The sequence below is a fragment of the Bradyrhizobium jicamae genome, from assembly GCF_001440395.1.
GTDB lineage: Bacteria > Pseudomonadota > Alphaproteobacteria > Rhizobiales > Xanthobacteraceae > Bradyrhizobium > Bradyrhizobium jicamae.
This window is the reverse complement of the sequence record NZ_LLXZ01000049.1, coordinates 102,108-127,385: the sequence shown is the minus strand read 5'-3', so window position 1 is coordinate 127,385 and position 25,278 is coordinate 102,108. Positions and strand designations below refer to the sequence as shown.

20 protein-coding genes, 25 tRNA genes and 2 pseudogenes are annotated in these 25,278 nt (G+C 63.0%); 10 read left to right on the top strand and 37 right to left on the bottom strand.

Going from position 1 to position 25,278, the window contains the following annotated elements:
* Nucleotides 1-162: 162 nt before the first annotated feature.
* A complete protein-coding gene (locus CQ12_RS07960) occupies nt 163-1,713 on the bottom strand; it encodes a 4-hydroxyphenylacetate 3-hydroxylase family protein (protein WP_057834760.1) in 1,551 nt (516 codons plus the stop codon).
* Nucleotides 1,714-1,798: 85 nt separating this feature from the next.
* On the opposite strand from CQ12_RS07960, the gene CQ12_RS07955 reads away from it, so the two are divergent.
* Entirely contained in the window at nt 1,799-2,422 is a 624-nt protein-coding gene (locus CQ12_RS07955) for a TetR/AcrR family transcriptional regulator (protein ID WP_057834759.1), read from the top strand.
* Between the two features lie 5 nt (nt 2,423-2,427).
* A complete protein-coding gene (locus tag CQ12_RS07950; protein WP_057834812.1) occupies nt 2,428-2,961 on the top strand; it encodes an isochorismatase family protein in 534 nt (177 codons plus the stop codon).
* 18 nt (nt 2,962-2,979) lie between these two features.
* On the opposite strand, the gene CQ12_RS07945 is transcribed toward CQ12_RS07950, so the two are convergent.
* Nucleotides 2,980-3,645, bottom strand: a complete 666-nt coding sequence (locus CQ12_RS07945) for a TetR family transcriptional regulator (protein WP_063799696.1) — start codon at nt 3,643-3,645, stop codon at nt 2,980-2,982.
* A gap of 254 nt (nt 3,646-3,899) precedes the next feature.
* Between CQ12_RS07945 and CQ12_RS07940 the strand changes: the two genes are divergently transcribed.
* The 5 genes and pseudogenes from CQ12_RS07940 to CQ12_RS47905 all read left to right on the top strand — a co-directional run bounded on the left by CQ12_RS07940 (nt 3,900) and on the right by CQ12_RS47905 (nt 7,676).
* Entirely contained in the window at nt 3,900-5,612 is a 1,713-nt protein-coding gene (locus CQ12_RS07940; protein WP_057834758.1) for an acyl-CoA dehydrogenase family protein, read from the top strand.
* 60 nt (nt 5,613-5,672) lie between these two features.
* Nucleotides 5,673-6,284, top strand: a complete 612-nt coding sequence (locus CQ12_RS07935; RefSeq protein WP_057834811.1) for a LysE family translocator — start codon at nt 5,673-5,675, stop codon at nt 6,282-6,284.
* A gap of 158 nt (nt 6,285-6,442) precedes the next feature.
* Nucleotides 6,443-7,150: pseudogene (locus CQ12_RS47915) on the top strand (Y-family DNA polymerase); the annotation flags it as partial.
* Nucleotides 7,122-7,403, top strand: a pseudogene (locus CQ12_RS47910) (DinB/UmuC family translesion DNA polymerase); the annotation flags it as partial. The pseudogenes CQ12_RS47915 and CQ12_RS47910, both read left to right, overlap by 29 nt.
* Before the next feature lie 129 nt (nt 7,404-7,532).
* Nucleotides 7,533-7,676 carry a hypothetical protein gene (locus CQ12_RS47905; RefSeq protein WP_245309790.1) on the top strand — a complete coding sequence of 48 codons (144 nt, stop codon included), beginning with the start codon at nt 7,533-7,535 and terminating at the stop codon, nt 7,674-7,676.
* A gap of 107 nt (nt 7,677-7,783) precedes the next feature.
* On the opposite strand, the gene CQ12_RS07925 is transcribed toward CQ12_RS47905, so the two are convergent.
* The 30 genes from CQ12_RS07925 to CQ12_RS07800 form a co-directional block, all read right to left on the bottom strand.
* Nucleotides 7,784-7,858: transfer RNA gene (locus CQ12_RS07925), tRNA-Trp, on the bottom strand.
* A gap of 3 nt (nt 7,859-7,861) precedes the next feature.
* Nucleotides 7,862-7,936 (bottom strand) — tRNA-His (locus CQ12_RS07920).
* A 16-nt stretch (nt 7,937-7,952) separates the two neighbouring features.
* Nucleotides 7,953-8,027: transfer RNA gene (locus CQ12_RS07915), tRNA-Met, on the bottom strand.
* A gap of 6 nt (nt 8,028-8,033) precedes the next feature.
* Nucleotides 8,034-8,110 (bottom strand) — tRNA-Gln (locus CQ12_RS07910).
* Between the two features lie 19 nt (nt 8,111-8,129).
* A tRNA-Glu gene (locus CQ12_RS43485) sits at nt 8,130-8,206 on the bottom strand.
* Nucleotide 8,207: 1 nt separating this feature from the next.
* A tRNA-Gly gene (locus tag CQ12_RS07905) sits at nt 8,208-8,283 on the bottom strand.
* A 96-nt stretch (nt 8,284-8,379) separates the two neighbouring features.
* Nucleotides 8,380-8,466, bottom strand: a tRNA-Ser gene (locus CQ12_RS07900).
* A 12-nt stretch (nt 8,467-8,478) separates the two neighbouring features.
* Nucleotides 8,479-8,554 (bottom strand) — tRNA-Arg (locus CQ12_RS07895).
* A 4-nt stretch (nt 8,555-8,558) separates the two neighbouring features.
* Nucleotides 8,559-8,633, bottom strand: a tRNA-Cys gene (locus tag CQ12_RS43480).
* A gap of 4 nt (nt 8,634-8,637) precedes the next feature.
* Nucleotides 8,638-8,711 (bottom strand) — tRNA-Gln (locus tag CQ12_RS07890).
* An 85-nt stretch (nt 8,712-8,796) separates the two neighbouring features.
* A tRNA-Arg gene (locus CQ12_RS07885) sits at nt 8,797-8,873 on the bottom strand.
* A 7-nt stretch (nt 8,874-8,880) separates the two neighbouring features.
* Nucleotides 8,881-8,955, bottom strand: a tRNA-Glu gene (locus tag CQ12_RS07880).
* Nucleotides 8,956-9,035: 80 nt separating this feature from the next.
* Nucleotides 9,036-9,111 (bottom strand) — tRNA-Asn (locus CQ12_RS43475).
* A gap of 82 nt (nt 9,112-9,193) precedes the next feature.
* Nucleotides 9,194-9,269, bottom strand: a tRNA-Phe gene (locus tag CQ12_RS07875).
* Nucleotides 9,270-9,273: 4 nt separating this feature from the next.
* Nucleotides 9,274-9,347, bottom strand: a tRNA-Gly gene (locus CQ12_RS07870).
* 524 nt (nt 9,348-9,871) lie between these two features.
* Nucleotides 9,872-9,947, bottom strand: a tRNA-Arg gene (locus CQ12_RS07865).
* Nucleotides 9,948-9,984: 37 nt separating this feature from the next.
* Nucleotides 9,985-10,521, bottom strand: a complete 537-nt coding sequence (locus CQ12_RS07860; protein ID WP_057834757.1) for an HNH endonuclease — start codon at nt 10,519-10,521, stop codon at nt 9,985-9,987.
* Between the two features lie 160 nt (nt 10,522-10,681).
* Nucleotides 10,682-10,759, bottom strand: a tRNA-Pro gene (locus CQ12_RS07855).
* 90 nt (nt 10,760-10,849) lie between these two features.
* Nucleotides 10,850-12,019 (bottom strand): PcfJ domain-containing protein, encoded by a 1,170-nt coding sequence (locus CQ12_RS07850; RefSeq protein ID WP_057834756.1) that lies wholly within the window; start codon nt 12,017-12,019, stop codon nt 10,850-10,852.
* 444 nt (nt 12,020-12,463) lie between these two features.
* A tRNA-Asp gene (locus CQ12_RS07845) sits at nt 12,464-12,538 on the bottom strand.
* A gap of 15 nt (nt 12,539-12,553) precedes the next feature.
* Nucleotides 12,554-12,636 (bottom strand) — tRNA-Leu (locus tag CQ12_RS07840).
* Nucleotides 12,637-12,644: 8 nt separating this feature from the next.
* Nucleotides 12,645-12,728 (bottom strand) — tRNA-Lys (locus CQ12_RS07835).
* A gap of 71 nt (nt 12,729-12,799) precedes the next feature.
* Complete coding sequence (locus CQ12_RS43470) at nt 12,800-12,958, bottom strand: hypothetical protein (RefSeq protein WP_157088053.1); 159 nt, start codon at nt 12,956-12,958, stop codon at nt 12,800-12,802.
* 19 nt (nt 12,959-12,977) lie between these two features.
* A tRNA-Ile gene (locus CQ12_RS07830) sits at nt 12,978-13,051 on the bottom strand.
* A 7-nt stretch (nt 13,052-13,058) separates the two neighbouring features.
* Nucleotides 13,059-13,134: transfer RNA gene (locus tag CQ12_RS07825), tRNA-Val, on the bottom strand.
* Nucleotides 13,135-13,138: 4 nt separating this feature from the next.
* Nucleotides 13,139-13,213 (bottom strand) — tRNA-Val (locus CQ12_RS07820).
* A gap of 54 nt (nt 13,214-13,267) precedes the next feature.
* Nucleotides 13,268-13,344, bottom strand: a tRNA-Leu gene (locus CQ12_RS07815).
* A 4-nt stretch (nt 13,345-13,348) separates the two neighbouring features.
* Nucleotides 13,349-13,423: transfer RNA gene (locus CQ12_RS07810), tRNA-Thr, on the bottom strand.
* A gap of 150 nt (nt 13,424-13,573) precedes the next feature.
* Complete coding sequence (locus CQ12_RS07805; protein ID WP_057834755.1) at nt 13,574-13,774, bottom strand: hypothetical protein; 201 nt, start codon at nt 13,772-13,774, stop codon at nt 13,574-13,576.
* A 534-nt stretch (nt 13,775-14,308) separates the two neighbouring features.
* Nucleotides 14,309-14,710, bottom strand: a complete 402-nt coding sequence (locus CQ12_RS07800) for a hypothetical protein (protein ID WP_057834754.1) — start codon at nt 14,708-14,710, stop codon at nt 14,309-14,311.
* Nucleotides 14,711-14,909: 199 nt separating this feature from the next.
* On the opposite strand from CQ12_RS07800, the gene CQ12_RS07795 reads away from it, so the two are divergent.
* Nucleotides 14,910-15,719, top strand: a complete 810-nt coding sequence (locus CQ12_RS07795) for a 4'-phosphopantetheinyl transferase family protein (protein ID WP_057834753.1) — start codon at nt 14,910-14,912, stop codon at nt 15,717-15,719.
* A gap of 4 nt (nt 15,720-15,723) precedes the next feature.
* Here the strand turns inward: CQ12_RS07795 and CQ12_RS07790 are convergent, their stop codons facing one another.
* From CQ12_RS07790 to CQ12_RS07780, 3 genes are all read right to left on the bottom strand, one after another.
* On the bottom strand, nt 15,724-17,022 hold the full coding sequence (locus tag CQ12_RS07790; RefSeq protein ID WP_057834752.1) for a lysine N(6)-hydroxylase/L-ornithine N(5)-oxygenase family protein: 1,299 nt from the start codon (nt 17,020-17,022) through the stop codon (nt 15,724-15,726).
* 22 nt (nt 17,023-17,044) lie between these two features.
* On the bottom strand, nt 17,045-18,109 hold the full coding sequence (locus tag CQ12_RS07785) for a GNAT family N-acetyltransferase (RefSeq protein WP_083519177.1): 1,065 nt from the start codon (nt 18,107-18,109) through the stop codon (nt 17,045-17,047).
* 231 nt (nt 18,110-18,340) lie between these two features.
* Entirely contained in the window at nt 18,341-20,044 is a 1,704-nt protein-coding gene (locus tag CQ12_RS07780; protein ID WP_057834751.1) for a cyclic peptide export ABC transporter, read from the bottom strand.
* 302 nt (nt 20,045-20,346) lie between these two features.
* On the opposite strand from CQ12_RS07780, the gene CQ12_RS07775 reads away from it, so the two are divergent.
* A complete protein-coding gene (locus CQ12_RS07775) occupies nt 20,347-21,408 on the top strand; it encodes a siderophore-interacting protein (protein WP_057834750.1) in 1,062 nt (353 codons plus the stop codon).
* A gap of 64 nt (nt 21,409-21,472) precedes the next feature.
* Nucleotides 21,473-22,297, top strand: a complete 825-nt coding sequence (locus CQ12_RS07770) for an ATP-binding cassette domain-containing protein (RefSeq protein ID WP_057834749.1) — start codon at nt 21,473-21,475, stop codon at nt 22,295-22,297.
* A gap of 10 nt (nt 22,298-22,307) precedes the next feature.
* Here the strand turns inward: CQ12_RS07770 and fhuB are convergent, their stop codons facing one another.
* On the bottom strand, nt 22,308-24,314 hold the full coding sequence (gene fhuB / locus CQ12_RS07765) for a Fe(3+)-hydroxamate ABC transporter permease FhuB (protein WP_057834748.1): 2,007 nt from the start codon (nt 24,312-24,314) through the stop codon (nt 22,308-22,310).
* The gene (locus CQ12_RS07760) at nt 24,301-25,227 is read right to left on the bottom strand and encodes an ABC transporter substrate-binding protein (protein WP_057834747.1); all 927 of its coding nucleotides are present in this window, start codon (nt 25,225-25,227) and stop codon (nt 24,301-24,303) included. The genes fhuB and CQ12_RS07760 overlap by 14 nt, the downstream gene beginning before the upstream one ends.
* Between the last annotated feature and the right edge of the window lie 51 nt (nt 25,228-25,278).

Sequence of the window (25,278 nt, the reverse complement as noted above, 5' to 3'; positions counted from 1 at the left end):
TATTTTCGAAATAAATTATCAATTACGTAATTTATGGGTGCCCTTTTCCCGGCGCCGCGGGCAGTAATGGGTCTGAAACAGGCCGTCGAGCAAGGCGGCCTCGCGCGCGATTTCACTCCTCTCGCGGGACGTCAGTGAAAGCTGGCTGCGAGAGCCGAGACGTTATTCGGCGGCGCCCTCGAGCACCGGCAGTTCGGCCTTCTGCGGGGGCAACGGCACTTGGCATCCGGTTGCGCAGCAGCGACCGGGCTGCTTCGAGACCCGGCGTCCCTCGTCGAGGATGCCGCGGTCGAGAAGGCCTTCGACCAGCTCGATCTTCTCCATCACCGGATAGTTGCGCCAGATCTCGCGCTTCATCGCTTCCGGCGAGCCGCCGCCGTGCAGCGAGATCACTGAGTACCAGCCGGCTTCGTGCGAGACCGTCAGGTCCTCGATGAAGCGGGCAACCTCGGCGCGCTTGTCGGCGGGAATGTCTGGGCGACCGCCCATCACCGCGGCGAGCGACGCCCTGGTCTCCGGATTGTGGTCTTCCTCCGGTCCCGGCAGCGCCACGATCAGGCCGCCCGAGACATAGTGCGCCACGCGGTGCATGTCGTAGATCTTGGTGGCGAGCAGCAGCTTGCCGATGTTGGAGAACACCGCGTCGGGCATCACCGATCCGGCCGGGTCCTTCGTGCAGTAGACCGACGAGGCGACGCCGCAGGCGTAGAAGCTCTCCGTGATGGTGATGAGCTCGACCATCGCCTCGCGGATATGCGCGTGGCGCTCTACGTCGAGCCCGTTGGCCTCGATCATCAGCGCGCCGGCGCCGATCAGGAGATCGCCGAATCCGGCGCGGGCACCGATGCAGGAATGCCGGTGGTGCGTGGCGTAGGAAGTCGTGAGGAAACCGCCCTCCTCGGTCTCGCCGGCCAGGAAGACGCGGTCGTGCGGAACGAAGACGTCATCGAAAATCACGACACCGACCGACTGGCCGTACTTGGCCGAGAACTTGGCTGACGCCTCGCCGGGGCGCCCGGCCGGACGGGCGACGATGGTCACGCCGGGCGCATCACACGGCACGGCGCAGCATACCGCAAAATCCTTGTCCTCCGGATTGTGGGTCCGGCAGGGCATGACGAGGAATTCGTGCATGTAGGGCGCGCCCGTGACGATCGCCTTCGTGCCACGGATCACGATGCCGTCCGGACGGCGCTCCTTGATGTGAACGTAGACGTCGGGATTGACCTGTGCGCCAGGCCGCTTCGACCGGTCGCCCTTGGCGTCGGTCATCGCGACGCCCAGCGTGAGGTCCCTGTCCTGGACCTCGTGGAGGTAGGCGAGAAAGCGTTGGCTGTAATCCGTGCCGTGCCGGTCATCCGTCAGCTTGGTCGATTGGAAAATGCCGTTCAGCGCATCATGGGTCAGGTAGCGCTGCGCGCATCCGACCGTCTTGCAGACCAGCCGTACGGCCTCGAGCTTGAACAGCAGGTCCTGCGAGGTCTCGTTGATGTGCAGCATCCGGTTCACGATCTTGCCGGAGGTGCCCTGTCGCGCCGTCATAATCGGCACGTGCTCCTGCCTGAGCGCGAAGTCGTAGGTGACGCCGACGCCGGCGACGCCGGGCGCGAGCAGTGGCTCCTCGGCGACGCTTTCCACGGCGTTTCCGTTCACGAAGACCCGCGGTTTATAGGCACGAAGGGATTCCCGGTAGTCGGCACCCGACATCAGCATGGCGTCACCCTCTTGTTTGAATAATTGAACGGTGTTAGAGTTTTTAACACTGTTAGAATAGCTGTCAAGGTGGATGCGAGGGCAGATGGTCGAAAAGCGGCAGAACCGGCGTGATGCGGTCAGCGGGCACAAACGGGAACTTATTCTCGATGCGGCGAAGCAGGTCTTCGCAGAGGAAGGTCTGGAGGGCGCGAGCCTCCGGGCTATCGCCTTGCGCGCGGGTTACACGCCCGCCGCGCTCTATTTTCACTTCGAATCCAAGGAGGCGATCTACGCCGAGGTGCTGAAGTCCTCCCTTGCCTCCCTGGGAGCGACGGTCGACCAGGCGGTCGCACAGGCGAAGTCACCGGCGCAGAGGCTGAAGGCCGCCGCCATGTCATTCTTCCGGTTCTACGCGGAGAATCCGCGCGACCTCGACCTCGGCTTCTATCTGTTTCGCGGCGGCATGAAGCCGGCGGGTCTCGGACACGAACGTGACGAGACGTTGAACGCCGCTCTTGAGGCCGCGCTGCGCCCGGTCGCCAACGCCGCCGTTGAGCTCGGCGCCTCGCGGCAGAAGGCCAATCTGCTAATGGTCGACTGCTTCGCGCATGCCACCGGGCTGCTGCTTCTGCTGCACACCGGCCGCATCCGGATGTTCGGAGCTTCTGCGCCCGATCTCATGGAACGATATGTCAAGGATCAGATCGCCCATCTGACGGAGGAGTGACGCCCCTGCTCACCATCGATCCGAAGCGCTCGCTCCTTCTCGTCGTCGACTTCCAGTCACGACTGATGCCGGCCATCCACGACAGTGAGACCGCCGTCCGCAACGCCAACCGACTCATCGAGGCGGCGAAGCTGTTGGGGATTCCGCGCCTCTTCACCGAACAGAACGCCAAGGGCCTCGGACCGACCGTCGCAGACATACCCGTCGAGCAGGATCGCCTCGTCCACAAGCAGTTCTTCGACGCCTGCCGGGAAGATGGCTTCCTCGACCGCGTCCCCGCCGATGCTCACGTCGTCGTCGCCGGTTGCGAGTCGCACGTCTGTGTGCAGCAGACAGTGCTCGGCCTGTTACAAGCTTCCCGGAAAACGTACATCGTGCGCGACGCCCTCGGCTCGCGGCATCCGGAGGACAAAGAGACTGCGATCCGCCGCATGGAGCGTCATGGGACGGAGATCGTCACGACGGAGATAGTCGTGTTCGAATGGCTGCAAACGTCGGACAACCCGCACTTCCGGCAGACCATCTCAATAATCAAATAGAAGGCCGTCGCGCCCCGCTTACGGCTTCTGCTTGAGTGCGATGGGTTCGGCGGTCTCGGCGGCGACACGCCGCTCGGCCTGAAATCGACCGGGTTTCGCGACGGCGGCGAGGCAGAGATCGGCGATGGAATCCGCGAACTCATCGGTCCGTGTCGGGACGCCGGCGGCTCCGGGGGCGAGCACGCTGATGAGACCTTCCATGAAGGCTCCGACGAGACAGGTGGCGGCGACCTCGACATCGAGATCGCGGAATTCGCCGGCGGCAATGCCTTCCTTGATGATGGTCTCGAAGACGCGCGCAATGGCGCGGCGATACTTCAGCCGCGTGCTCTCCACCTCCGGATCGATAGGCTCGAAGATCAGCCCGTACGCAAGGCGGCGGCCGCGCACGGCGCGCAGCACGAAGGCGCGCACCGCATCCCTCACCTTCTGCGACGGCTCGCCCTCGGCGATCGCGATGCCGGACAGCACGTCGACCTCGCGCTGCGACACCGTGCTGACGATGGCGGCGCAAAGTTCGGCGCGCGAGGGGAAATATCGGTAGAGCGTCCCGACCGCCGTCCCTGCGGCGGCCGCCACCGCATTCATCTGAAGCTCCTGGAAGCCTCCATCCATCACGACGGAGCGGGCCGCCCGCAGGATCTGTGTCTTTTTGTCGAGGGCACGGACTTGTCTGGTCGCCATGGCCTGCCAATCCTCAATATGAAACCGAATTCATTTTCATCTTGAATTGAGAATCGATCCGTGTCAATAGAAGCGCGAGTTTTGGCTTCATTTTGCGCGATATTCGACAAGCCTTGGACCTGAATTTTGGTTCTATTTTAAAGGTTTACCTGTCCTAGCATGAGCCGGAATTCGGTTCAGGCCAGCACGAGCCCGGCAGCGTTCGCCGGCAGATCACGACATCGAGGAACCCAGAAAACGATCCGGAGACGCCCATGAACCAAGCTCTTTCGTCCGGCACGCTTGAAGCTCCTGCAAGCCGCTACGGCACTCACAAGGTCCTGAACCAGGCCAAGCCCGCAACCGGCTTCAACGCCTTCACCGGCGACGCCGTGCTGCGCGCCGCGATCGAGCGCGAGGCGCCCTGGGCCGCGGACCGCTGCGAGGCGCTCGGCGCCGTCGCCGGCGACGAGGAAGTGCAGGAACTTGCCCGCCTCGCCAACCGCCACCTGCCCGAACTGAAGACGCACGATCGCTTCGGCAACCGCATCGACTGGGTCGATTTCCATCCGAGCTGGCATCAACTGATGTCGCTCGCGTGGAAGCACGAAGTGCCAAATTTGGCCTGGCGTACCAACCAGAAGAACGGCCACTACGCCCGCGCCGTGCTGTCCTACGTCTGGAATCAGGTCGAATCCGGGACCGCTTGCCCGACCGGCATGGCCTACGCTTCCTACGCCGGTTTCGAGGCCGAACCCGCGCTCACGATCTGGGCGGAGAAGGCCAAGGGCACCGAATACGAAAACAGTCGTCGCGAGGTCGCCGACAAGCCTTCGGTCGTCATCGGCTACGCGATGACGGAGAAGCAAGGCGGTTCGGATCTCCGCGAGACGCAGACCACCGCGCGCTTCTCCCACTCCGAGGACTACCACGGCAAGACCGCACACTGGTACGAACTGACCGGCCACAAGTGGTTCTGCTCGGTGCCGCAATCCGACGGCTTCTTCACGCTCGCCAAGGTGAACGGCGACGTAACTTGCTTCTTTCTGCCTCGCACGATGCCCGACGGCAGTTTCAACAACTTCTTCGTGCAGCGCCTGAAGGACAAGGCCGGCAACAAGTCGAACGCTTCGAGCGAAGTCGAGTACGCGGGAACGATGGCGATCCGCGTCGGCGAAGAAGGCCATGGTATCCGCGAAATTCTGTCGCATGCCCACCTGACGCGCCTGGACTTCGCTATCGGTTCCGCCGGTCTGATGCGTCAGTCCCTCACACTGGCGCTGCAGCACACGACGACCCGCAAGGCGTTCGGCACGTCCATCGCGGACCGGCCCATGATGACCAATGTGCTCGCCGACATAGCAGTCGAGGTGGAAGCCGCGACGCTTATGGCGCTGCGCGTCGCCAAGGCGACCGATCAACTGTCCGAAGTCGAGCATGAACGACTGCTGGCGCGCGTGGCGACACCAGCGGCCAAGTTCTTCAACTGCTCGCGCGCGCCGTCCATCGCCTACGAAGCGCTGCAGTGTCACGGTGGCAACGGCTTCATCGAGGAGAATCCAATGGCCCGCCTCTATCGCGAGGCGCCGCTGAACAGCGTCTGGGAAGGCACGGCGAACATGATGTGCATGGATGTGCGCCGCGCCATGGCCAAGGATCCGCGCACGATCCAGGCGCTCTTCGATGAGACCCGCCCCCTGCTCGGTCAGGACGCCCGTTTCGACGCCCTCGTCCTGCACACCGAGACGCTGGTCCGCGAAGCCGTCGAAGACGAATTCGTCGCCCGCCCGATGACGGAGGCCGTGGCGCGCGTGCTGCAGGGCGCGGAGCTTCTCCGCCATAGCACGCAGGAAGTCGTCGACACCTTCCTCGGAACCCGCGTCTCGAACGGATCGGGCTCCTGGGGCTCACACTACGGGACGCTGGCGTTCACCGTCGACCAAGCCAAGGCGCAAAAGGTCATGCGTCGCGCCGTGGTCGCAGGGTGAATTGAGCAAGGAAATGAAACCAGTGATGGGCCCGAAAGCGGCCCCGTGAAAGTGACTTCGATGGATATGACCAAGTCGATCGTCTTCGCGGCGACGGTGCTTCCACTTGTTTGCACGCCGGGTCCCGATCTCATCTACATAGTAGCCCAAGCGCTGGCGGGCGGCCGCACCGCGGCCCTACGCGCCAACGTCGGAGTGATACTCGGCTACCTCGCGCACGCCGTATTGGGCGCCTTTGGCGTTGCCGCTCTGGTCGCCGCCTCACCGATCTTGTTCGAGACATTGCGCTGGTGTGGCGTCGCATACCTTACCTATCTCGCGATCAGGATGATCTGTTCCGCCATACGCGCGGAAAGCGTCTCGCTGAACTCAAGCGCCCAGCCCGCATCACTCACGAAGGGCTTCCTGACCAGCTTCTTCAACCCAAAAGGCCTGCTGGTCTATTTCGCAATCCTGCCAAATTTCATGACCCCGAGTGAAGGGATCGCTCAACAGGCGGTTCTGCTTTCGGCAATCTTCATTGGTCTCTGTGCACTGATCTACGGCATCGTCGGCATTGTTGTGTCGGCCATCGGTCGTATTGGCATTGTCAAAGCGACCAATCAGCACGTCGTCGAAGGAATTGCCGGAAGCTTATTGGCTTTTGCGGCTGTCAACATGGCACGTAGCTAGACCTCTCAAGGAGAGGCGCAAAGGCGCGGAAGGCTCGCCTGAGCGGCCGGCAACGCCTCGATCGTTCGCACCGAACTATCCGGACCCCATTGACTTATTGTTCTCTTTTTGTTCTCATCAATGCAGAGTGCACGAGTTTTCGCAGCGAGCGGTTCGGGATGGACACAACAGCCACCATCCTTCATGCAGACCTTGATGCGTTCTATGCATCGGTCGAGCAACTGCTCGACCCGACCCTGCGCGGTAAACCGATCGCGGTCGGTGGCGGTGTCGTGCTCGCCGCGTCATACGAAGCCAGGGCCTTCGGCATTAGCGGCGGCATGCCAGGATGGCGGGCGCGCGAGCTTTGTCCCTGTCTGATCTTCGTCGACGGCCATTTCAAGGAGTACCAGCGGCTGGGTAATGCTGCGATCCGTGTGCTCAATGATTTCACTCCCCTGGTCGAGCGGATTTCGATTGACGAGGCATTCGCCGACGTCGCGGGTTGCACGCATCTGTTTGGCCCGCCGGCCGAGATTGCCAGTGCGGTACGATGCCGCGTGCGGACAGAGCTCGGCCTGCCGATCTCGGTCGGCGTAGCGCGCACCAAGCACTTGGCCAAGATTGCCTCGCAAGTAGCCAAGCCCGATGGGCTGGTGGTTGTCGATCCCGACACCGAGCTCGCTTTCCTGCACGACCTGCCCGTCGGGCTGATGTGGGGCGTCGGCCCGGTTACCGAAGCGCGGCTGGCCAAAATCGATGTCCATACCATCGGGCAGCTGGCGCAGATGCCGGGCCGGTCGCTCGAACAGTTGCTCGGTCGCGCGGCCAGCGACAAGCTGACGGCATTGGCATGGAATCGCGATCGACGGGAAATCAAGACACGACGCCGGGCGCAGTCGGCCGGAGCCCAGTCGGCGCTCGGCAAGAAGCCGGCCGAGGAACAAGCTGCGTCACCTTGCCGACCGTGTCGCCACCCGGCTGCGTGCAAGCTTTCGGCCCGGACGGACCGTGACGGTCCGCGTGCGTTTCGCCGAGCTCCGCTCGGTCACCCGCTCCGTCACACTCGATGCACCGATCTCAGCGACGGCAATACTGGCCGAGGTTGCCGAAGAGCTCGTACGCAGGGTGCTTGCGGACTACCCGGGCGAAAAGACAATCTCACTGCTGGCGATCTCCGTGTCGCACCTCGAGACCTGCTGGGACATTCAGCTTGAGCTCCCACTCGGGCTGAGGGATGAAAAGCGCCGGCCTGGCAGCAAGCGAGGGATGGCGCGCTGGTCGGCCGACCGCGCCATGGATCTGATCCGCGATCGCTTCGGGCGCAACGCAGTCGGATATGGGTCGGTTGCGCTCGGCCCTTCCCGCTCCGTCCCCGATGCGTTTCGCGAACTCGCGGAGAAGGACCTTTAGCCGTTTGTCGCAAGCGCCAGTGGCGAACGACAACTTTGGCTTCATACCACCGCACGACCGCAGCGTTCGGCAAGCCCGCGAGCGGACCGCCAAGGCACGAGAGAAATTGGCACCGGCTGACTGAATCGAACAGTCGACATCGGGTTTTGGAGGCCCGCGTTCTGCCACTGAACTAAACCGGTATCTGGTCCTGATTGGGAGAATCGAACTCCGCGTCTCCCGGTCCACAACCGAGCGTCCTGCCATTGAACGAAATCAGGAAAGATTAGTTGGAAATGGTCGCGGGTACGGGGGTCGAACCCGCCACTCCAGCCTTATGAGAGCCGGCCCCTTCCCTACCGAGGCCCCGCGAGGAATTGGCAAGCGCGGCAGGACTCGAACCTGCGATAACCGGAATCAAAATCCGGTGCCTTGGCCAGCTTGGCGACGCGCTCATGAAATTGGTCATGAATCTGGTCCTGCCAGCGGGAGTTCAACCCGCGAAGTCCAGCGTTGAAAGCGCCGTACCCTTGGCACCAGGCGATGGCAGGTTGGTGCGGGCGGTCGGGATAGAACCGAACACCTCCTGTTTGGAAGACAGGCACGCAGCCCACTACGCTACGCCCGCAAGAATGGAGTCGCCGCAATGAGCGAGGAAGGTGCTGCAACGTTCGGCCAGTGCCATGCGTCTTGCAATATCCGATCGATCGATGGGTTCGCACGATGGCGGAGAGTACAGGGATCGAACCTGTGCGTCCCGAAGGACTCGACGCGTTAGCACCGCGTTGCCTTACCGCTCGGCCAACTCTCCAATTCAAAATGATGGCGCGCTCGGCTGGACTCGAACCAGCATAGGGCCGTTTAGAAGACGGCTGACCATCCAGTTGGTCCACGAGCGCATGCTGGAAGCCCCGGCCGGTGCTGCCCCGGCTCATGGCGGTTTTGCAGACCGCCGCGTTCCTGTTTCGCCACGGGGCCAGATTGGCTGCGCGCACAGGAGTCGAACCTGTCTGAGCGGATTCAGAGTCCGCTGCCTAGCCGATCGGCCAGCGCGCGATTATGGTCTGGGCAGCGTGCTCCGACCACGCGCCTCCGCGGCCCAAACGCGGTGCTCTTCCACACGAGCTTTACCCAGAGAGATTGGCCTTCCCGGCAGGACTCGAACCTGCATACCTTCGCGTTCGTAGCGCGCTGCTCATCCAGTTGAGCTACGGGAAGATGAATTTGGCACTGCCAGCGGGACTCGAACCCGCGTCGGCCGGCTGAGAACCGGGCATCCTTGCCGCTAGACGATGGCAGCATGTGCGTTTTTTTCGACCACGATGGAGGTCGCTTCCGGTTCGGCGGCTTAAGCCTGGCCCGAGATCGGAAGTGGTGCATTGGCTCCCGCCGCACGATTCGAACGTGCCTTCCTCCGTTAACAGCGGAGCGCCTTCACCGAGATGGCTCGACGGGAATGAGATGGTGGAGCAACGGAGAGTCGAACTCCGGACGTCGATCTTGCAAGGATCAACTGCAGCCCGCTGCTTGCCCCGAAATGGTGCCCAGCGCCAGATTTGAACTGGCCTCCTGCGCTCTTCAGGCGCGTGCAATCACCAGATTTGCTAACTGGGCTAGATGGCGCGGACGTCGGTAATCGAAACCGATTCTCCTGAGTGGCACTCAGGTGCTCGACCTTCCAGCTACGTCCGCGATTGATGGTGGGTAACCGCGGAATTGAACCGCGCATGCGCAAAGGCGCGGGTTTTACAGACCCGCTCAGTCACCAGACTTGGCGTTACCCGTGAAGCTTGGTTGCAGGCCCCGGGGTTGCACCGGGCTCAACACGGCTTATGAGACCGCATGGATACCTAACCGATCTGCCTGCGATAAAAAGTGCCGAGGCTGCAAACTCCTCAGCGGCGCCGGCGTACGTCCGGCCTGGCGCGATCGTATATGGCGGAGAGCCGAGGACCTGAGCCTCACACCTTTCGGTGCCATCGGTGTTCGAAGCCGTGCCGGCGCGCCTGTCCGGTTGACTCTCCAAGATGGCGGACAGCGGAGGCCCTGATCCCCAGCGCCGAAGCGCCCACTCGATTTCCAATCGAGGCCGGCGGCGCGCCGGTTCACTGTCCAAATCGCGGAATGACGGCGGGCTTGCACCGCAACGCCTCGCGGCGCCCATCTGCTTTCAAGGCAGCGCCGGCACGCTTGTCCGGTTCGTCATCCATCGAATTTGGCCACCACGATAGGACTCGAACCTACATCCTCGACCTTCGGAGGGTCGTGCTCGTCCAGTTGAGCTACGTGGTGAGGGACGCCGGCGGCTAAAAACTCGCCGCCGGCGCCGCTACTTCTCGAGCTCGACGTCCCAGTACAGATAGTCGCGCCAGGTCTCGTGCAGAAAGTTAGGCGGGAACAGACGCTGGGCTGCCATCAAGTCATACTGCGTCGGCTCGAACGGCTCCCGCAGCGGCTTCAGGTAGAAGCGGCCCTTGCGCGTGTTGCACGGGCTGCAAGCCGCCACGATGTTCGTCCACGACGTCTGGCCGCCGTCCACACGCGAGACAACGTGGTCGAACGTCAGTTCGCCGCGGAGGTACTGGTCGCCGCAATACTGGCAACGGAAGCGATCGCGGAGAAAGACGTTGAACCTGGTGAAGGCTACTCGCGCCGGTGGCCGCACATAGTCGCGCAGGGCGATGACCGACGGCAGCCGCATCACCGTCGACGGGCTGCGGACAACCTGATCGTATTCCGCGACGACGACATGCGATCCCTTCACGACGGCCTTGACGGCATCCTCCCAGTTGAACAGCGACAGTGGGAAATAGCTGAGCGGCTGGAAGTCCGCGTTGAGGACAAGAGCTGGATTTGCTGCGAACATTGCCCTCTCCTCTTTTCTTGGTGGTGGGCGCCACCGGACTTGAACCGATCTTTGGACTGTCATGAGCAGCCGGCTCTACCGTTGCGCCAGAGCGTTTTCCAGCGAAGTGGACACCGGTTCGCGTGAAGAAAACGCGTCAAACTGGAAGAGACGCCCGAAATGGTCAGGATGGCAGGATTTGAACCTGCGGTCTCACGCGCCCGAGGCGTGCGCTTTAGCCGGGCTAAGCTACATCCTGGAATTGGCGCCCCACGGCCGATGAAGATGGGCACTATTGTCTCGCCGTGGCCGGCGCGGGCACCCGCGCCGCCTCGCGGCGCGGGCGCTGCTATGGGAGGCTGATCCCGCGCGCCTTGGCCCAGCGCTCCAGGAGGTTCCGCTCCTCGGGACGTGGCGTGCGGTTGGCGAATCCCCGGACCTGGATCGCCCGGGACCGACGGTCCAGCTCAATGGTCAACAGCCGCTCGGTATTGCCTGCGGCGCGGCGGCGCAGCGACCAGATCGACGCGTGCCCGGCAATGCACTTTGCCGCGTAGCTCGCGACGCAGTGGCGCATGGCTCGCGTCTCGGCCACGAGATCGGCGGCTGTCCGCAGCTGGATCACCAGGTGCTCCTCGCGCTTGGAGCGATCCTTGGCCGCTCGGCTCCACGACCAGTCTGTGATCGCAGCTCCCGGCCAGCTGGCGCCGCCGTCCGCCTCACGTACCGACGCTTGTCCACGTGCACGGGCCTGCGCCGCCCCGGCTCGGCGGCGTGCGGCCTCGATACGCGCGATCGCTTCGAGGTCGCGGTGCCACTCGCGCATCTGCCGGCTCAGCGAAGCGAGCGTGCGGCCCTTGAGGCCGAACTCCGGATTGCGCCGACGGCAGTCCGCGAGATAATCGCGAAGATCGTCCATGTCCTCGACCGTGGTCGGATGCGCACAGAAGAAGCGCACCACCTCCCGCCAGAAGCCGAGCTCAGCTCGCGGCGTCTGTGCGATCCTGGAGCGCGCGATCCGCAGCGCGATGGCGAGGTCGTCCGAATAGGAACGAGCGATCGCCTGCCAGATCGCTGCCTCGAAGCCGAGGCGCGTCGGCGGATTGAGGAACGCGTGAATCTCCTTGCGTGAAAGCCACGCGCCGGCCCCCTCCCGGTAGAGCGAACCGCCGCCGGCAGCCACGATGTACCAGCGTTTGCGCAAAACGATCTCGTCGGGCGCTAGCCCGCTGCAGTCTGTCCAGATCTGCTCCAAGTGCTCCGCAACCGCGTAGCGCGCGAAGAGATAGCGAGCTGCAGCAGGACGTAGACGCGCGGAGTCGCGGGTCTTTATCTGCGGCCGCCAAGCCGAGGCGTCGCGCAAGATGTCGGCTTCGAAACCGCGCTTGGCCTCGTCGATTGCCTTATGGAAGCTCGGTGCCGGACGCGCTAGCTGCGACACACGCCGCAGCGAGGCCTCATAGGCTTCAACCCGCGCGCGCTCGGCCTCTTGCCGGCGCTGTATCAATGAATGTGCCATTGTCGTTCAACCAAGATGGATAACTGACAGCCGGTCGCTCTGCGAGCGTCGGCACGGAATGTGTCGATCTCTGCAATGGACTCACGGCTGGTCTCCTCGTTGGTTGAACGTCGTCGGTTGAATGGGCCGGGGCATGTACATCAGATCATTGATCGGCACAAGTTGCTCGTCCTCGATCACGTCATCCAATTCTCGCGCACGCAATAGGCAGATACGATAGAGCGTGATGGTAGCTCCTCGTCCATCACATCGATCTTGGTCCATCACATCGATCTTGGGACTGATCGAGAGGGCTAACGTCGAAGTCTAACCCGGACCACCCCGGACAATCGAAGCCCCACTTGGCGTAGTGCAAAGTCGTAGGAGATCGCAGCTTTGCTGATGGAACGTCGCGGGCAGCGGCATCATAGCGCCACCGCGAAGCAGTAGTGTCCATCGCCGAATTGGCGCCCATGACGAGAATCGAACTCGCCTTCCCGGATCGACAGTCCGGTCCCTTCGCCAGATGGGGACATGGGCAATTGGCTGGGCAATTGGTGCGCTCGGCCGGGGTCGAACCGGCATGGTCTCCCACCGCCCTCTCAAGACGGCGCGTCTACCAGTTTCGCCACGAGCGCGAATTGATTGGAGGACCTGGTCGGACTCGAACCGACGATGCTTTCGCGACGGATTAAGAATCCGCTCCCTTGGCCGCTGGGGGCACAGGTCCGTGATGGAGGATCCGGGTGGTTTCGAACCACTTGCGCACGGGTTAAAAGTCCGCTCCATCTCCATTCAGGTTTAACGCTCCGGATCCATCGTGCTGGTGGTCGCGGCGGCCAGCCGCTCCGGTTTCGCGTGGCGCGCCATGATGGCACAGCCCCTCGCCTTTGCTCGCGCAAGCGCGAGCTGGCTCTCGGCGGAGAGACGATGCACACCGGCAGGCAAGTTCTCGGTCATGGTGACCTCCTATGCTGTCTGGTCCTCCCGTGATGAATCGAACATCCGTCGATCGCTTATCAAGCGATTGCTCTGCCACTGAGCTACGAGAGGGAATTGATGGTGCGTCCGGCAGGCTCTGCCCCTGCCGCCTCCGCCATGTCACAGCGGCGCTCTCCTGAATGAGCTACGGACGCGAGTTGGTGCACGCTGACCGGATCGAACGGCCGACATCCTGTATGTAAAACAGGCGCTCTACCGCTGAGCTAAGCGCGCGTTAAAGGAAGGGGGTGCCGCGCCAGAATCGCAGCGACCTCTACCGATTTGATTTGGTGCTCCACGACGGATTCGAACCGCCATCGCACGGAATCTAAGTCCGTCGCCTCTACCGATTGGGCTAGTGGAGCAAAATGGTGCCGGCGGAGAGGATCGAACTCCCGACCTTGGCTTTACGAAAACCCTGCACTTCCGCTGTGCTACGCCGGCGTGAAAATTTACAAACGGCCGGGGAAAGCCCGGCCAAAACACAATCGCTGCCTGAAACCACCGTTTGCCGCTCCACTCAAGGAGACCGGTACCGGTCAGCGGATCGCCTTATGTCCTTGCAGGGGCGATCATCCTGTATTCGGCATCACGTCACGTCATCACGCGGCGGCCGCGGTGAGCCGCCGACCACGATCGGTTGATGTAGTCGAGATAAATCTGGCGGGCTTCGGTCTCGGAGATCCCACGGCGCGCCACGACGGTGCGCACGAAGGCGAGCGCGACCGGCGAGGAAAGAATCCTCTCGCGGGTACGCTTCTCGAGTCCTGTCCTGGTGGTGCTGTTGCGGGCCATGTTGCCCTCCGCCTGATTGGCAGAGGGTGGATTCCCGCTGCCTGTTACGCTCTAGCTGCTATCCTGCTGGTCCCGAGACTGTCGGGTTTCGTCAGATAGCGTGGACCGTGTTCCGTCACGGACATGCGCGACCAATCGCACGACCGATTAATCGGCAGCGCGGCGGCGGCATTCGCGACGATATGTGAGCGCAATCGCAACACGGTCTTGATCCTTAGAGAGCGCCGGCGAGTTCGACGGCGTTTTGTGGGGCAGCGGTATGCACAGAGATTTCTGAATCCGTCAAGAGCAATCGCCAAACTATTTTGCAGCGAGCGCACCGGCGCTGACAGCGTTAACTAAAGTTCTTCGCTGCTAATACGTTCCAATGACACGGCTATTCAGCCGGTCAGCCGCCGTCAGCGGCGTGAGGATCGGGGCCAATAATTTTTTGAGGCCATCTTCGTTTTGACCGACGAAGGATAGCCGTTTGCCGAACGGTTCGGGTTGAACTTTCCTGCTCGATGGCCTGCTTCGTCGCCATCCGTCGAGCTGTCAGGCACGCATATCGTACGAACCGAGCCCACGCAGGACCTTGTCTCTGGACTCCGGCGAGATCACCAATACGGGCCCTGCCCGACCGGCTCGGGCATCGGCAAATGCCTGCCGAAAGCGGAATCGGCAGATCACACTGTCGAGGCTCTCTTCGTTGCGGCGAAGGCGCCGGCTATGAAGCCTGATCCATCTTTCAATCCGCTGGACGCCCAAGCGTCCCAGGCCCGGCTGGCTGAGCAGTTCGTTCCTGGTATGCAGCGACGCAATCTCGAGCAGGTAGTCGATGCGCGTGGCCGGCTCCTTGCTGATGAGGCCTGCATGCCGGCTGCTGACCAGGATGGTTGCAATCCGCTCCGGCAGACAGCTATCGATAGGCTGCTCGACAGAGGCGGATTTTGTCATGGTCGGTTCCACGTAAAAGTCTGCAGGTCGCGCCGATGCGCTTGAGAATGAATCTATCAGCACAACTCGTGTCCGTTGCAACCAAACATGGTGCTCGACGGCGCTCAGTTAGACGGATTCTAAGTCAGATCGCTTCCACCTGGGCATCAATACATCCGCGAGTTGCATATGATTGTGCAGGGGCACCGAGCCAATTGACATGACGAATTTGCGAAAGGTGGCACACGGGCCGTTTGCCGCATCGCTTTCGATCGATCAGGCGAACGACTTCCTCGTGTGGTCGCTCGCCGTCAAATGCACGGCACAGCGCGAACAATTGCGCTTGCGATGCCTGCATGATGCAGGCTTCACGCGCCCGATCGAACAGTTGAAGTCGGAAGAGATCGTTCTCTGGCTGGCCAAGGTAACTCCGCCCGGCGACGTCGCCATCGGCGAACCCGATACGTTCGGGATCGAGCACGCCACGCAAGTGCTCGCTGCCGAAGAGACGGAGCGTCTGGTTCGATTCCTCCACATTGAGGATCGCATGAGCTATCTCGCTGCGCATGCCGGTGCGCGCCTTCTGCTTGGCAACCTCGTGGACCAGCCCGCCTCAGCCCTGCGGTTTAAGTCCTCGGCACACGGCAAGCCGATCCTCGTTGCCGGGCCTGGGGATCTCGACTTCAGCCTGAGCCACGCGCGAGGCGCCGTAGCGGTTGCAGCGGCCCGCATGCCGGTCGGTGTCGATATCGAGCCGCTGCGCGAAATCGCCGATATGGATTCCATCAGCGAAATCGCCCTGGCTGCCGAAGAACGCAAGGTCCTGCGGAGCGCACCGGCGGCGCTGCGGTCTCGGCTCTTTCTTCGCTATTGGACTCTCAAGGAGGCGGTGCTCAAGGCGGCCGGCCTCGGATTCACGATACCTCCGACTACGGTGATCATCGATCCGGGCCCCTCTCCCGCGGTGCTTTCGGTGCCGGATGCGCTTGGGCCCGCCGAGGAATGGCGGCTGATCGCTCCCGCCGTCTAGCCGCTTACGCGATCAACTCGCGACGCGAAATCGTTGAAAGCAGCGATTCGGCGATTTCCTGCGAACGCGCAGCCAGAACGGAGAGCAACGTATCGCTCAACCCGTGAGAAGCTTCCGAATATCCCTGCAGATGGATTTGCGGCCGGAATGCCGGGCTGGTGACGAGCCGGTAGTTGCGATCGAGTACGGCGTCGCGAATATAACGCCGGATCGGCTCGAGGAATGCGTGCGGGGTTTCCCTGTCGTATCCGGTGGCCAGCACGACGGCGTCATAGGTCGATCGGCGATTTCTGCCCCCGAACTTGTCGGCCAGGCTGATCTCGATCCCTTCCGGTCTCGCATCCACGCCCGTTATCTCGCTGCGCGGGTGCAATGCGACCCGCGTCTCGCCGCCAACGCGCTGCTGGTAGAGCAACCGATACAATTGATCGAGCAGGTCCGAATCGACCACCGCATAGTTCGTGTTCCGGAAGTTGCGGACGATGGCGTCCCGCCGCTCCGAAGACTGCGCGTAGATGAAGTCGGTATAGTCGGGGTTGAAGATCTCGTTGACGAACGGACTGCTGTCGGACGGTTTCAAGGCATGGCCGCGAAAGATCAGGTCGATGCGCGCATCCGGAAAACGGCTGTAGAGGTCGACCGTCACTTCGGTTGCGCTTTGTCCTCCGCCGATCACGGCGATGCGCGTTGCCCGGCCGCCGAAGCCGGCACGCTCGACCGTATCGAGATAGCGGCTGGAGTGGAACAATCTGGAATCTTCCGCGATCTTCGCAAACACCTGCGGGACATACGGCTGTCCTCCCACCGCGACCACCAGATTTCGTGCAAGCCGCACGGTCTCTCCGCCGGCGAGCGTGCGCGAATGAACCCGCAAGGACGTCACGGTTTGTCCGGCCGTCACCGGCTCGACCGCGATGATGGTTTCGCCGTAGGCGGCCTGAGACTTGAACTGGGCGGCGACCCAGCGGAGATAATCGTTGAATTCGAGCCTGCTCGGATAGAACGTTCGGCAGTTGATGAAATCCAGCAAGCGGCCGCGCTTGTGCAGATAGTTCACGAAGGTGAACGGACTCGTGGGATCACGTATTGAAACCAGATCCTTGAGAAACGAGATCTGCATGTCGCTGCCCGGCAGCAGCATGCCGCCGTGCCAGGTGAAATGCGGCTGCCTTTCCACGAACAGCGGCGCGCATTTCAGGCGTGACCTTCTGGCGGATTCATCCAATGCGATCGCGAGCGCGAGATTGGAAGGCCCGAATCCGACGCCGATGACGTCGTGCTCGATCGCAAGCTGGTGAGACATGAAGCTGCGCTCCGTTCGGGCGTTAGGACCTGGTCGCCGGCGCCGTGGCTGCCGGCAGCCACAGCCGGTCGCCGAAGAAGCGCTCGCGCAGCAGCGTAACGAGGGTGGCCCGCTTGTGCGGGAAATCGAAGTTCTTGATCTTCGCAAATCCCGAAACTTCCAGATTGCGGATCTGCTGCGAATGCGCCGCCGCCGGCTCGCCGACGATTCGCTGCGTCCGGCAATCGTCCAGGAACATGTAGTGCATCAGCGACGGCAGCCAGGCGCTGATGTAGCGCCGCCCGCGATAGGCATCCTCGCCAACGACGACGTGCCAGCCGCGATCGTAATCATCGGCATCGTAGAACGGCGCGATGCGATTTTCCTTGGCCCAATAGAGCTCGAAATAGCCGAACGGCTCGTCATCGAAACAGCCGATGAGCGGCAGCATATGCGGGTCCGACAGAATACCCGACAGATAGCGCCGATGCTTTTCGAGATCGCCCGCCTCGTTCCAGAACGCGTCGACGCGGGGATCGTTCATCCACCGGTGCAGCAGGTGCAGGTCCTTGTCGAGGTCGGCGACGCGAAAGGAGATCACCTCGCCGAGCCAGGGTATGAAGCGCGCATACACCTTTCCCGCAGGCTTGGGCGCGCGCCGCGGATGGCGTTTGCCGTCCGTCATCACATGGAGTTGCGGCAGTGGCGGCTGTTCGGCATTGACCAGCCAATTGTTCGGGCGCTGCATCAGCAATTCCGGAAGCAGCACGAGCTCCGTTCCCGCCGTGACAACGAGGCCATGGTTCATCAGCTCTCGGGCAAGAGATTCTCCGGCGGCCAGATCCAGCACGAGCCGTTCAAGGGTCGGCCGCCATCCGAACACGGCTTCTGCCGCCGCCGCAACCGCAGATATCGCGAGGTGCAGATCCTCGGGCGTATCCGACAGTTTCAGGCGATCCAGCGGCTCCTCGAGCCGCAGCCGCATCACGGTCGTGGCACCGACGGCAACCCGAAGGTCTCCGCCGCCGTCCTGAACGACCGTCATCGCAGAATGCGGCCCGATCGGAAACGCGCGAGGCCCGATCGCGGAGCTCGAAGCTTTATTCATCCGGCCCTCGCATCGCCAACGTGATTGCTAAAAAACAGAACGCGATCGTCACTCGCGCTCGCGATCTAAAGCACTCCCGCGCAGGATGACAAGGAATGCCACCACACGTAGTTTAGATTCCTTACAAATCCGACAAAACGGCGGCGTGGGAGGCATCCCATGCTCTCAACGGCCATACTTTTCGAAAGAGCCTGAACTTCGACTCAAATTTTCTCGGAGAATAAAATAGCTCTAAAGAGACGCATTAGTTGGAACCGATGACGACTTGATGACTTCATGCGCCACCGCTTCGCCGGCAATGACTTTGCCGTGACGAAGCCGCACGAGATGATCCGCCACGCCGAAGTAACGATCATCGTGCGAGATCACGATGATCGTCTTGCCCATGCGCTTCAGGTCGGGCAGCAATTCCGTATAGAAGATGTGACGGAAGGCGGGATCCTGATCCGCTGCCCACTCGTCGAATACGAGGACCGGCCTCTCCTCGAGCCACGCATTCATCAGCGCCAGCCGCTTGCGCTGGCCGGTCGAGAGGTCGGTCGTCGTAAACACACCGTTCTCGACCGATACCTTATGCGCGACCTCCAATCGCTTCAGGTAGCGCTCTGCGACATCAGGCACCATTCCGGCGCCCTGCAGAAGATCCTCAAACAGGTAGTAGTCGGAGAAGATGGTGGTGAAGAGCTGCCGGTAATCATCCCGCGTTGCCGTCTCGACCGGCCGACCGTCGCGCAGCAGCGTACCGCCGTGCGGTGCGTAAAGGCCGAGCAGCAGCTTGATCAGCGTGGTCTTGCCGCTGCCGTTCTCGCCGACAATGAAGACGATGTCTCCCCGACGGACATGCAGGTCGATCGGTCCGAGAACGAAGGGCTCGCTGCCCGGAACCGCGCGGAAGCCATACGACACGCCGCGGAGCTCGATCGCTTCGATCCGGCGTGATCCATCCGGCGCGGTGGATGGCGCGACCAGCAAGTCCTGTTCGGGCGTCGAGAACTGCTCCGAAAGATCGGCAATCCGCCGCATCGCCACCTGCGCACGGCCCAGGGATGGCAAGATTCCGATGACCTGATCGATCGGCCCCCGCATATAGAGCAGCACCAGGACGAAACCGCTGGAGACCGCGGCCGGGCTGTCCGGCCAGAGGAACGGCCGCAAGGTTAGCGCCACGCCGATCACGACGAAGAACAGCATCGTGCCCAGCGCCCGCGCGGTCACGAAGAGATTGATCGACTTGACCTGCACCGCGCTGATCCGGTCGACCGTGCGCTGAAGCTGCTCGACATAGACGCGCTGCCGGCGCGCGCGGTTCAGCCGCAGCTCCTTCGCGCCCTCGGCGATCGCGCGATAATGCTTCTGCAATTCGTCTTCCGAGTCGCGGGCAGCGTTGAAACCCCGAACGCCCCGCGTTCGCGCAAAGGCATGCGCGAGCGAGCCGAGGACGATGACCAGTCCCGTAATCAGAAACAGCGGCCACGACAGCACCGCCAGATAGACCATGCAGCCGATCGTGATGATGAGGGAGACGAAGAAGGAAGAGAAGAAGAACGCGAAATCGCTGATCGTATCGACATCCTGCGTGAGTACCGGGATCAGGCGATGCGTGCGATAGATTTCGAGCTGATCGATCGGGGCCGCCAGGATCTTGGCAGCAAGCGATTTGCGAAGCTCGGCAATGATCCGCTGTCCGACATAGTTGGCGCTGATATCGGCGCCGATGGAACCGATCAGGATCAGCAGGCACAGGCCTGCAAATGCGGAAAGCAGCGTTGCGACATCGCCCTGCGTGGCGTAGAGCCCGCGATTGACGACCGCAAGCAACCCCGCAACGCTGGCGCCGCCGACAACGCCGAGCACGATCCCGCCGAGCACGATCGGCCAGTATGGCCGCAAAAGATGCAGGATCTGGGCCGTGAGGCCGTTTCGTGGATTCATCATGAGTGCCGCGCGCTGGAGTAGAGCTGAAGCGAACCTACACGGCCCGTCCTGATACGAACAGCCTTGCCGGTGTGATGCGAATACATGATGGCAGCATCACTCTTCCAGAGCTTATTTTCCGGCCTTTTTCGATTGATTCTAATTTGTGATCGGCAGCGCGTTTAATAAAATGTGAGTGGTACCGCCTTTGCATCGCAGCCGACGAGCGAGTAGGACATTGATCCAGCCGCTGTGTCGGGCCGCGATTTCAGGACATTGAAGCGCTTGCAGGCCAGCATCGGCCAGGCCGACTGGAGGACGACTTGGATTCGCTTGTTTCGGAGACCCGCATCGCGCTTGCCGATGCCGCCGGCCTCGCCGCCCGGATGATCGATCATCTGGCCGAGCATGACATCGCCTTTGAGGACCGGGGCGGCCTGATGGTGGCGAAGCTGCCGTTTGGAACCAGTTCGCTCGCCGTCGAGGCCGAGACGCTCAAGATCCGTGTCGAGGCCAAAGACAAGGGCCATCTCGAAATGCTGCGCTCGGTCGTGGCGTCACACGTGATCGAGTTCGCCGGCGACGAAGCACCGACCATCGTCTGGTCCGGCCACGAGTCCGATGGCGGCACGCTGGCGAACTTCCGCGAGGTGCGGCTGAAGGCCGTAACCGATCTGACGCCGCGCATGCGCCGCCTGACCTTCACCGGAGACGACATCGCGCGATTCGTGAACGACGATGATCTGCACGTCCGCCTCTATTTCCCGCCGGAGGGCCTCGCCAAGCCTGAATGGCCGTGGCCCGCGCCGGACGGGCGCATCCTTTGGCCGGCACCGGACCGCAGGCCCGTCACGCGCTACTACACCATCCGCCGCATCGATCTGCAGGCCTGCGAGATCGATATCGATTTCGTTGTCCATGACCATGCCGGACCGGGTTCGGCATTCGCAGTCAACGCGCAAGCCGGCGCCATTTGCGGCATGGCCGGCCCGCTTGGGCGAGGCATTCGCCCGGCGCGCTGGGTGCTGATGGCAGGCGACGAGACAGCCCTGCCTGCCATGGCGCGAATTCTCGAGACGCTGCCGGCAACGGCAACGGGCGAAGTCTTCATCGAAGTCGCCGACCAACTCGAGGAAGTTCCTCTGGTCGCGCCCGCCGGCGTAACGGTCCGCTGGCTGCATCGCGGCGACCGCCCGGCCGGGACGACGCAGCTATTGGTCGATGCCGTCAAGGCCGTGCAATGGCCCGACCATCGCGAGGTCTTTGCATGGGTTGCGTGCGAGGCGCAGGCGCTGAAGGCACTGCGAAATCATCTGCGCGACGACCGAAAACTTTCCCGCGATCAGCACCTGGCGGTCGCGTATTGGAGCTTGCGTCAGCCATGACATCCCGACACGCGCAGGCCGGCGGGACGGCGCTCGCCTCGCACTGCCTCGCAGGCACATTCTCATGCACGTAGTTCGGCCAACCGAAATTGCGCAGGCCTCGCCCGATGCGCCCGCGTCCCTGTTCGAGCTCGAGCAGGTCGGCTTCGCGGTCGCAGAGCGCGCGTTGCTCGAACCGCTCACCCTCGCCCTTCCCGCGCGCAGCGTCGTCGGCCTGATCGGGCACAATGGCTCCGGCAAATCGACCTTGCTGAAATTGCTGGCACGGCAGCAACCGAGTTCTTCCGGCACGATCCGCTTCGAGGGGCGCGCGTTGCGCGAATGGAGCGATCGGGAGTACGCCCGCAAGGTCGCCTATCTGCCGCAGCAAACGCCGCCTGCCGCCGGCATGCTGGTGAAGGAGCTGGTTGCGCTCGGCCGCTATCCCTGGCATGGCGCGCTCGGCCGCTTTGGCGATACCGACCGCGACAAGGTCGCGGAAGCCATGGCGCTGACTCACATCGAGCCGTTTGCGGACCGGCTGGTTGATACATTGTCTGGCGGCGAGCGCCAGCGGGTCTGGATCGCGATGCTGGTTGCGCAGGATGCCGAATGCCTTCTGCTCGACGAGCCGACGTCGGCGCTCGACATCGCTCACCAGATCGAGGTTCTGTCGCTCGTCAAGCAGCTCGCCCGCGAGCGCAATCTCGGCGTGGTCGTCGTGCTCCATGACGTCAACATGGCCGCTCGCTTCTGCGACGAGATCATCGCCTTGCATTCAGGCAAGCTGATTGCCCGCGGCACCCCGGACAAGATCATGACCCCGGCCGAGCTCGAAACCATCTACGGCATTGCGATGGGGGTGATGCCGTCACCGGATCACGGCCATCTCATCAGCTTCGCACGGTAAAGCGCTACGATCATCCGCGTCGCGGGCGCAACAGCCAGATGAGATAGGGTCCGGCAAGCATCATCGCGAAAATGCCGGCCGGCATCTGGAATGGAAATATCACCATTCGCCCGGCCCAATCCGCAAACACCATCAGGATGGCCCCGATCATCGCCGCCAGCGCGGCCTGATGAAGCGCGCGCTGCGCGCCCATCATCCGCGCCATATGCGGGGCGATGAAGCCGACCAGACTTAACAGCCCCACCATCAGCGTCGCCGTCGCCGTCAGCAATGCTGTCAGCAGCATGATGATGATGCGACTTCGCCCTAGCGAGATGCCGACCGAACGCGATGCCGCCGCGCCAAGCGGCAGGATGTCGAGCCAGCGGGACAGCATCGGCACCATGACCAGCAGGATCAGCGCCGCGGCAGCAAGGACCAGGGCCTCGGCTGGACCGATCTGATACAGCGACCCCGTCAGCAACGACAGGAGCATGCCGATGCGCGGGTCGCCGGTCGCCAGCGCCATGGCAATGATCGCGCCGAACGCCGCGCTCATGGCGACGCCCGCCAGCAGCACCCGTTCCGGACTGAACTCGGACCGCCGGCTGAACAGCAGGACCAATGCCAGTACGAGGAAGGCGCCGATCCCGCCCGCTGCAATCTGCGCCAGCCGCGTGTGCGCAGGAAACGCATAGAGAAGAACGATGACGCCCATCGCAGCGCCATAGCTGATGCCCATTACCTCCGGCGCGGCCATCGGATTTCCGGTCATGCGCTGCAGCAGCGTGCCGGCCACCGCCAGAGTCGCGCCCGCCGCCATCGCCGACACCACGCGCGGCCAGCGCCATGGCCAAAATTCCTGGATGCCGGCGAGGCCGCTCCAGCGCCAGCCCTCGGAGCCAACGCCCACGGCAAGTGCAATCCAGGCGACGAACAGCAGCAAGGCGAGCGCGAACAGGATTATCCGCCAGGGATTCTCAAGCCGTGGCGGAACGGATGGCGTGAGGTTTCCCACCAGCACAGTGGAGCGTAGCCGCGGCAGCAGCACCAGCAACATCGGCGCGCCGATCAGGGCTGTCACGGCGCCTGCCGGCATTTCGCGATAGCCGGGCGGAATCAGCAGCACAAGCTCGTCCGTGAGCCACAGCAGCATGGCGCCGCAAAGCGGAGCCCAGATCAGCCGGTCACGAAACCGGCGCGCGCCTGACAGCATCACGATGGCCGGCGCGGCCAGGCCCACAAAGCCCATCACGCCGACCACACTGACAACCGAGGCACTCAGCGCGATCGCAATCGCCAGCGCACAGACCCGCGCTCTTGTCAGTCCGAGGCCGAGATTGCGCGCGGTCTCGTCATCGAAGCCGAGCAAGGTCAGCGGACGAACCATCGCCGCGATCAGCACGAAGGAAATGAGCAGGCGCGGCGCCAGGAACGTCACATTGTTCCAGTCCTGCTGATTGAGGAATCCGGCGCCCCAGATGAACAGGCCGATCAGATATTCGTGGTTGAGCAGCACCAGCGCCTGCGTGGTCACGGCGCAGTAATAGGCAACGATCAGCCCGGCGAGCACCAGCACGACCGGCGACAGCGCACGCTTCCAGGTGAGGCCGAATACACATAGGAAGGCCGCGAACCCGCCCACCAGCGCAATCCACTCGCGGCCGGACGCGACCAGCGACGGCGCCCACAGCGTGGTGACGGCCAGCGCCAGATAGGCCCCGTTCAAGACACCAAGGGTGCTCGGTTCAGCCAGCGGATTGCGCAACACCTGCTGACAGACGGTGCCGGCGAGACCAAGGGCCGCGCCGGCCAGCAGCGCCACCGCGATGCGTGGAAACACGGTATAGTGCACGAGCATCTGCTGCGGGTCGTTGATCTCGGGCCGCCACAGTACCGGCAACCACGCGCCGGCCGGCAGATGCCCCGACAGATGCCGCCACGTCAGCGCAAAGGCTGCAGCAAACAACAAGCCGATCAGCGCCGCCGGATGCATCTCGATCCCGGACCGGCCGGGCAGCGCGTCAACCTTGCTCATTGTTGTCCTGCGGCAAACGTTCGGCGAGCAGACGTGCGAAGCGCTCCGCCGCCGGCACGCCGCCATAGAAGAATTGATTGCCCAGCACCGTCAGCCGTCCCGACCGAAGGAACGGCAGGGTCTGCAGCACCGGGCTCGACTTGAGCAGGGCTTCGATATCGGCAACGCGCGAACTCAACAGCACCAGTCGCGCGTCGGGGACCGCGGCCAGCACTTCGAGGCCGACGCTGGTGTGCCCCCACGGACCACTCTGCCCGGTCCAGGCATTCTTCAACCCGAATTGATTGAGCACCTCCTGATAGAGGCTGTTCGGGCCAAATACGAGCGCACGGTTGCGCGCGATCTCGCTGACGAGATAAAGCGGCTTGCCCCCGCGCCCCCTAACCTGCTCGCGATAGCCTGTCATGGCGACGTCGAACCGCGCCAGGTAGGCCTCGCACGCAGCCTGCACGCCGAGACGCTGCGCCAGCTCCATCGTCGAACGGCGCGCCGTTTCCAAAGGATGGCCGCCGGGCTTGAAGATCGTGAACACCTCGACCGGGGCGACCAGCTTGAGCCGGGGCATGGCGGCCATGATACTGGGATCGATGATGATGACATCAGGCGCCAAACTCTGCAGCAGTTCGAGATTTGGCTCCGAACGCAGGCCGATTTCCTGAACGCTCGACGGGACCGCCGGCTCGACGACGAGCCTGCCGTAGCGCTCGATCTCCGGAACGACCAGCGGGACCATGCCGAGCGCCAGTATCGTTTGCGCACAGGCCCAACCGAGCGCGGCAATGCGGGGAGCGGATGGCGATCCGCCGCCTTGGGCAAATGCCATCGGCAAGCCGCCGGCAAGCGCCGCGCCACCAATGCCAGCTTTCAGAAGCGCGCGACGGGACAGCCTGTAATCGGGGACAAACGTTCTCATGGAATCCGGCTCAGGAAAGCCTTGCAGCGAGGCTGTGGCGGGTGACTGTCA

Coding starts and splice junctions, on each gene's coding strand:
- CQ12_RS07945 (WP_063799696.1), bottom strand. CDS start 3,645: ATGGCGACCAGACAAGTCCGTGCCCTCGACAAAAAGACACAGATCCTG.
- CQ12_RS07780 (WP_057834751.1), bottom strand. CDS start 20,044: ATGATGAATCCACGAAACGGCCTCACGGCCCAGATCCTGCATCTTTTG.
- CQ12_RS07795 (WP_057834753.1), top strand. CDS start 14,910: ATGACGAATTTGCGAAAGGTGGCACACGGGCCGTTTGCCGCATCGCTT.
- fhuB (WP_057834748.1), bottom strand. CDS start 24,314: ATGAGCAAGGTTGACGCGCTGCCCGGCCGGTCCGGGATCGAGATGCAT.
- CQ12_RS07935 (WP_057834811.1), top strand. CDS start 5,673: ATGGATATGACCAAGTCGATCGTCTTCGCGGCGACGGTGCTTCCACTT.
- CQ12_RS07790 (WP_057834752.1), bottom strand. CDS start 17,022: ATGTCTCACCAGCTTGCGATCGAGCACGACGTCATCGGCGTCGGATTC.
- CQ12_RS07960 (WP_057834760.1), bottom strand. CDS start 1,713: ATGCTGATGTCGGGTGCCGACTACCGGGAATCCCTTCGTGCCTATAAA.
- CQ12_RS07860 (WP_057834757.1), bottom strand. CDS start 10,521: ATGTTCGCAGCAAATCCAGCTCTTGTCCTCAACGCGGACTTCCAGCCG.
- CQ12_RS07850 (WP_057834756.1), bottom strand. CDS start 12,019: ATGGCACATTCATTGATACAGCGCCGGCAAGAGGCCGAGCGCGCGCGG.
- CQ12_RS07785 (WP_083519177.1), bottom strand. CDS start 18,109: ATGAATAAAGCTTCGAGCTCCGCGATCGGGCCTCGCGCGTTTCCGATC.
- CQ12_RS07770 (WP_057834749.1), top strand. CDS start 21,473: ATGCACGTAGTTCGGCCAACCGAAATTGCGCAGGCCTCGCCCGATGCG.
- CQ12_RS47905 (WP_245309790.1), top strand. CDS start 7,533: ATGGCGCGCTGGTCGGCCGACCGCGCCATGGATCTGATCCGCGATCGC.
- CQ12_RS43470 (WP_157088053.1), bottom strand. CDS start 12,958: ATGACCGAGAACTTGCCTGCCGGTGTGCATCGTCTCTCCGCCGAGAGC.
- CQ12_RS07760 (WP_057834747.1), bottom strand. CDS start 25,227: ATGAGAACGTTTGTCCCCGATTACAGGCTGTCCCGTCGCGCGCTTCTG.
- CQ12_RS07800 (WP_057834754.1), bottom strand. CDS start 14,710: ATGACAAAATCCGCCTCTGTCGAGCAGCCTATCGATAGCTGTCTGCCG.
- CQ12_RS07805 (WP_057834755.1), bottom strand. CDS start 13,774: ATGGCCCGCAACAGCACCACCAGGACAGGACTCGAGAAGCGTACCCGC.
- CQ12_RS07955 (WP_057834759.1), top strand. CDS start 1,799: ATGGTCGAAAAGCGGCAGAACCGGCGTGATGCGGTCAGCGGGCACAAA.
- CQ12_RS07940 (WP_057834758.1), top strand. CDS start 3,900: ATGAACCAAGCTCTTTCGTCCGGCACGCTTGAAGCTCCTGCAAGCCGC.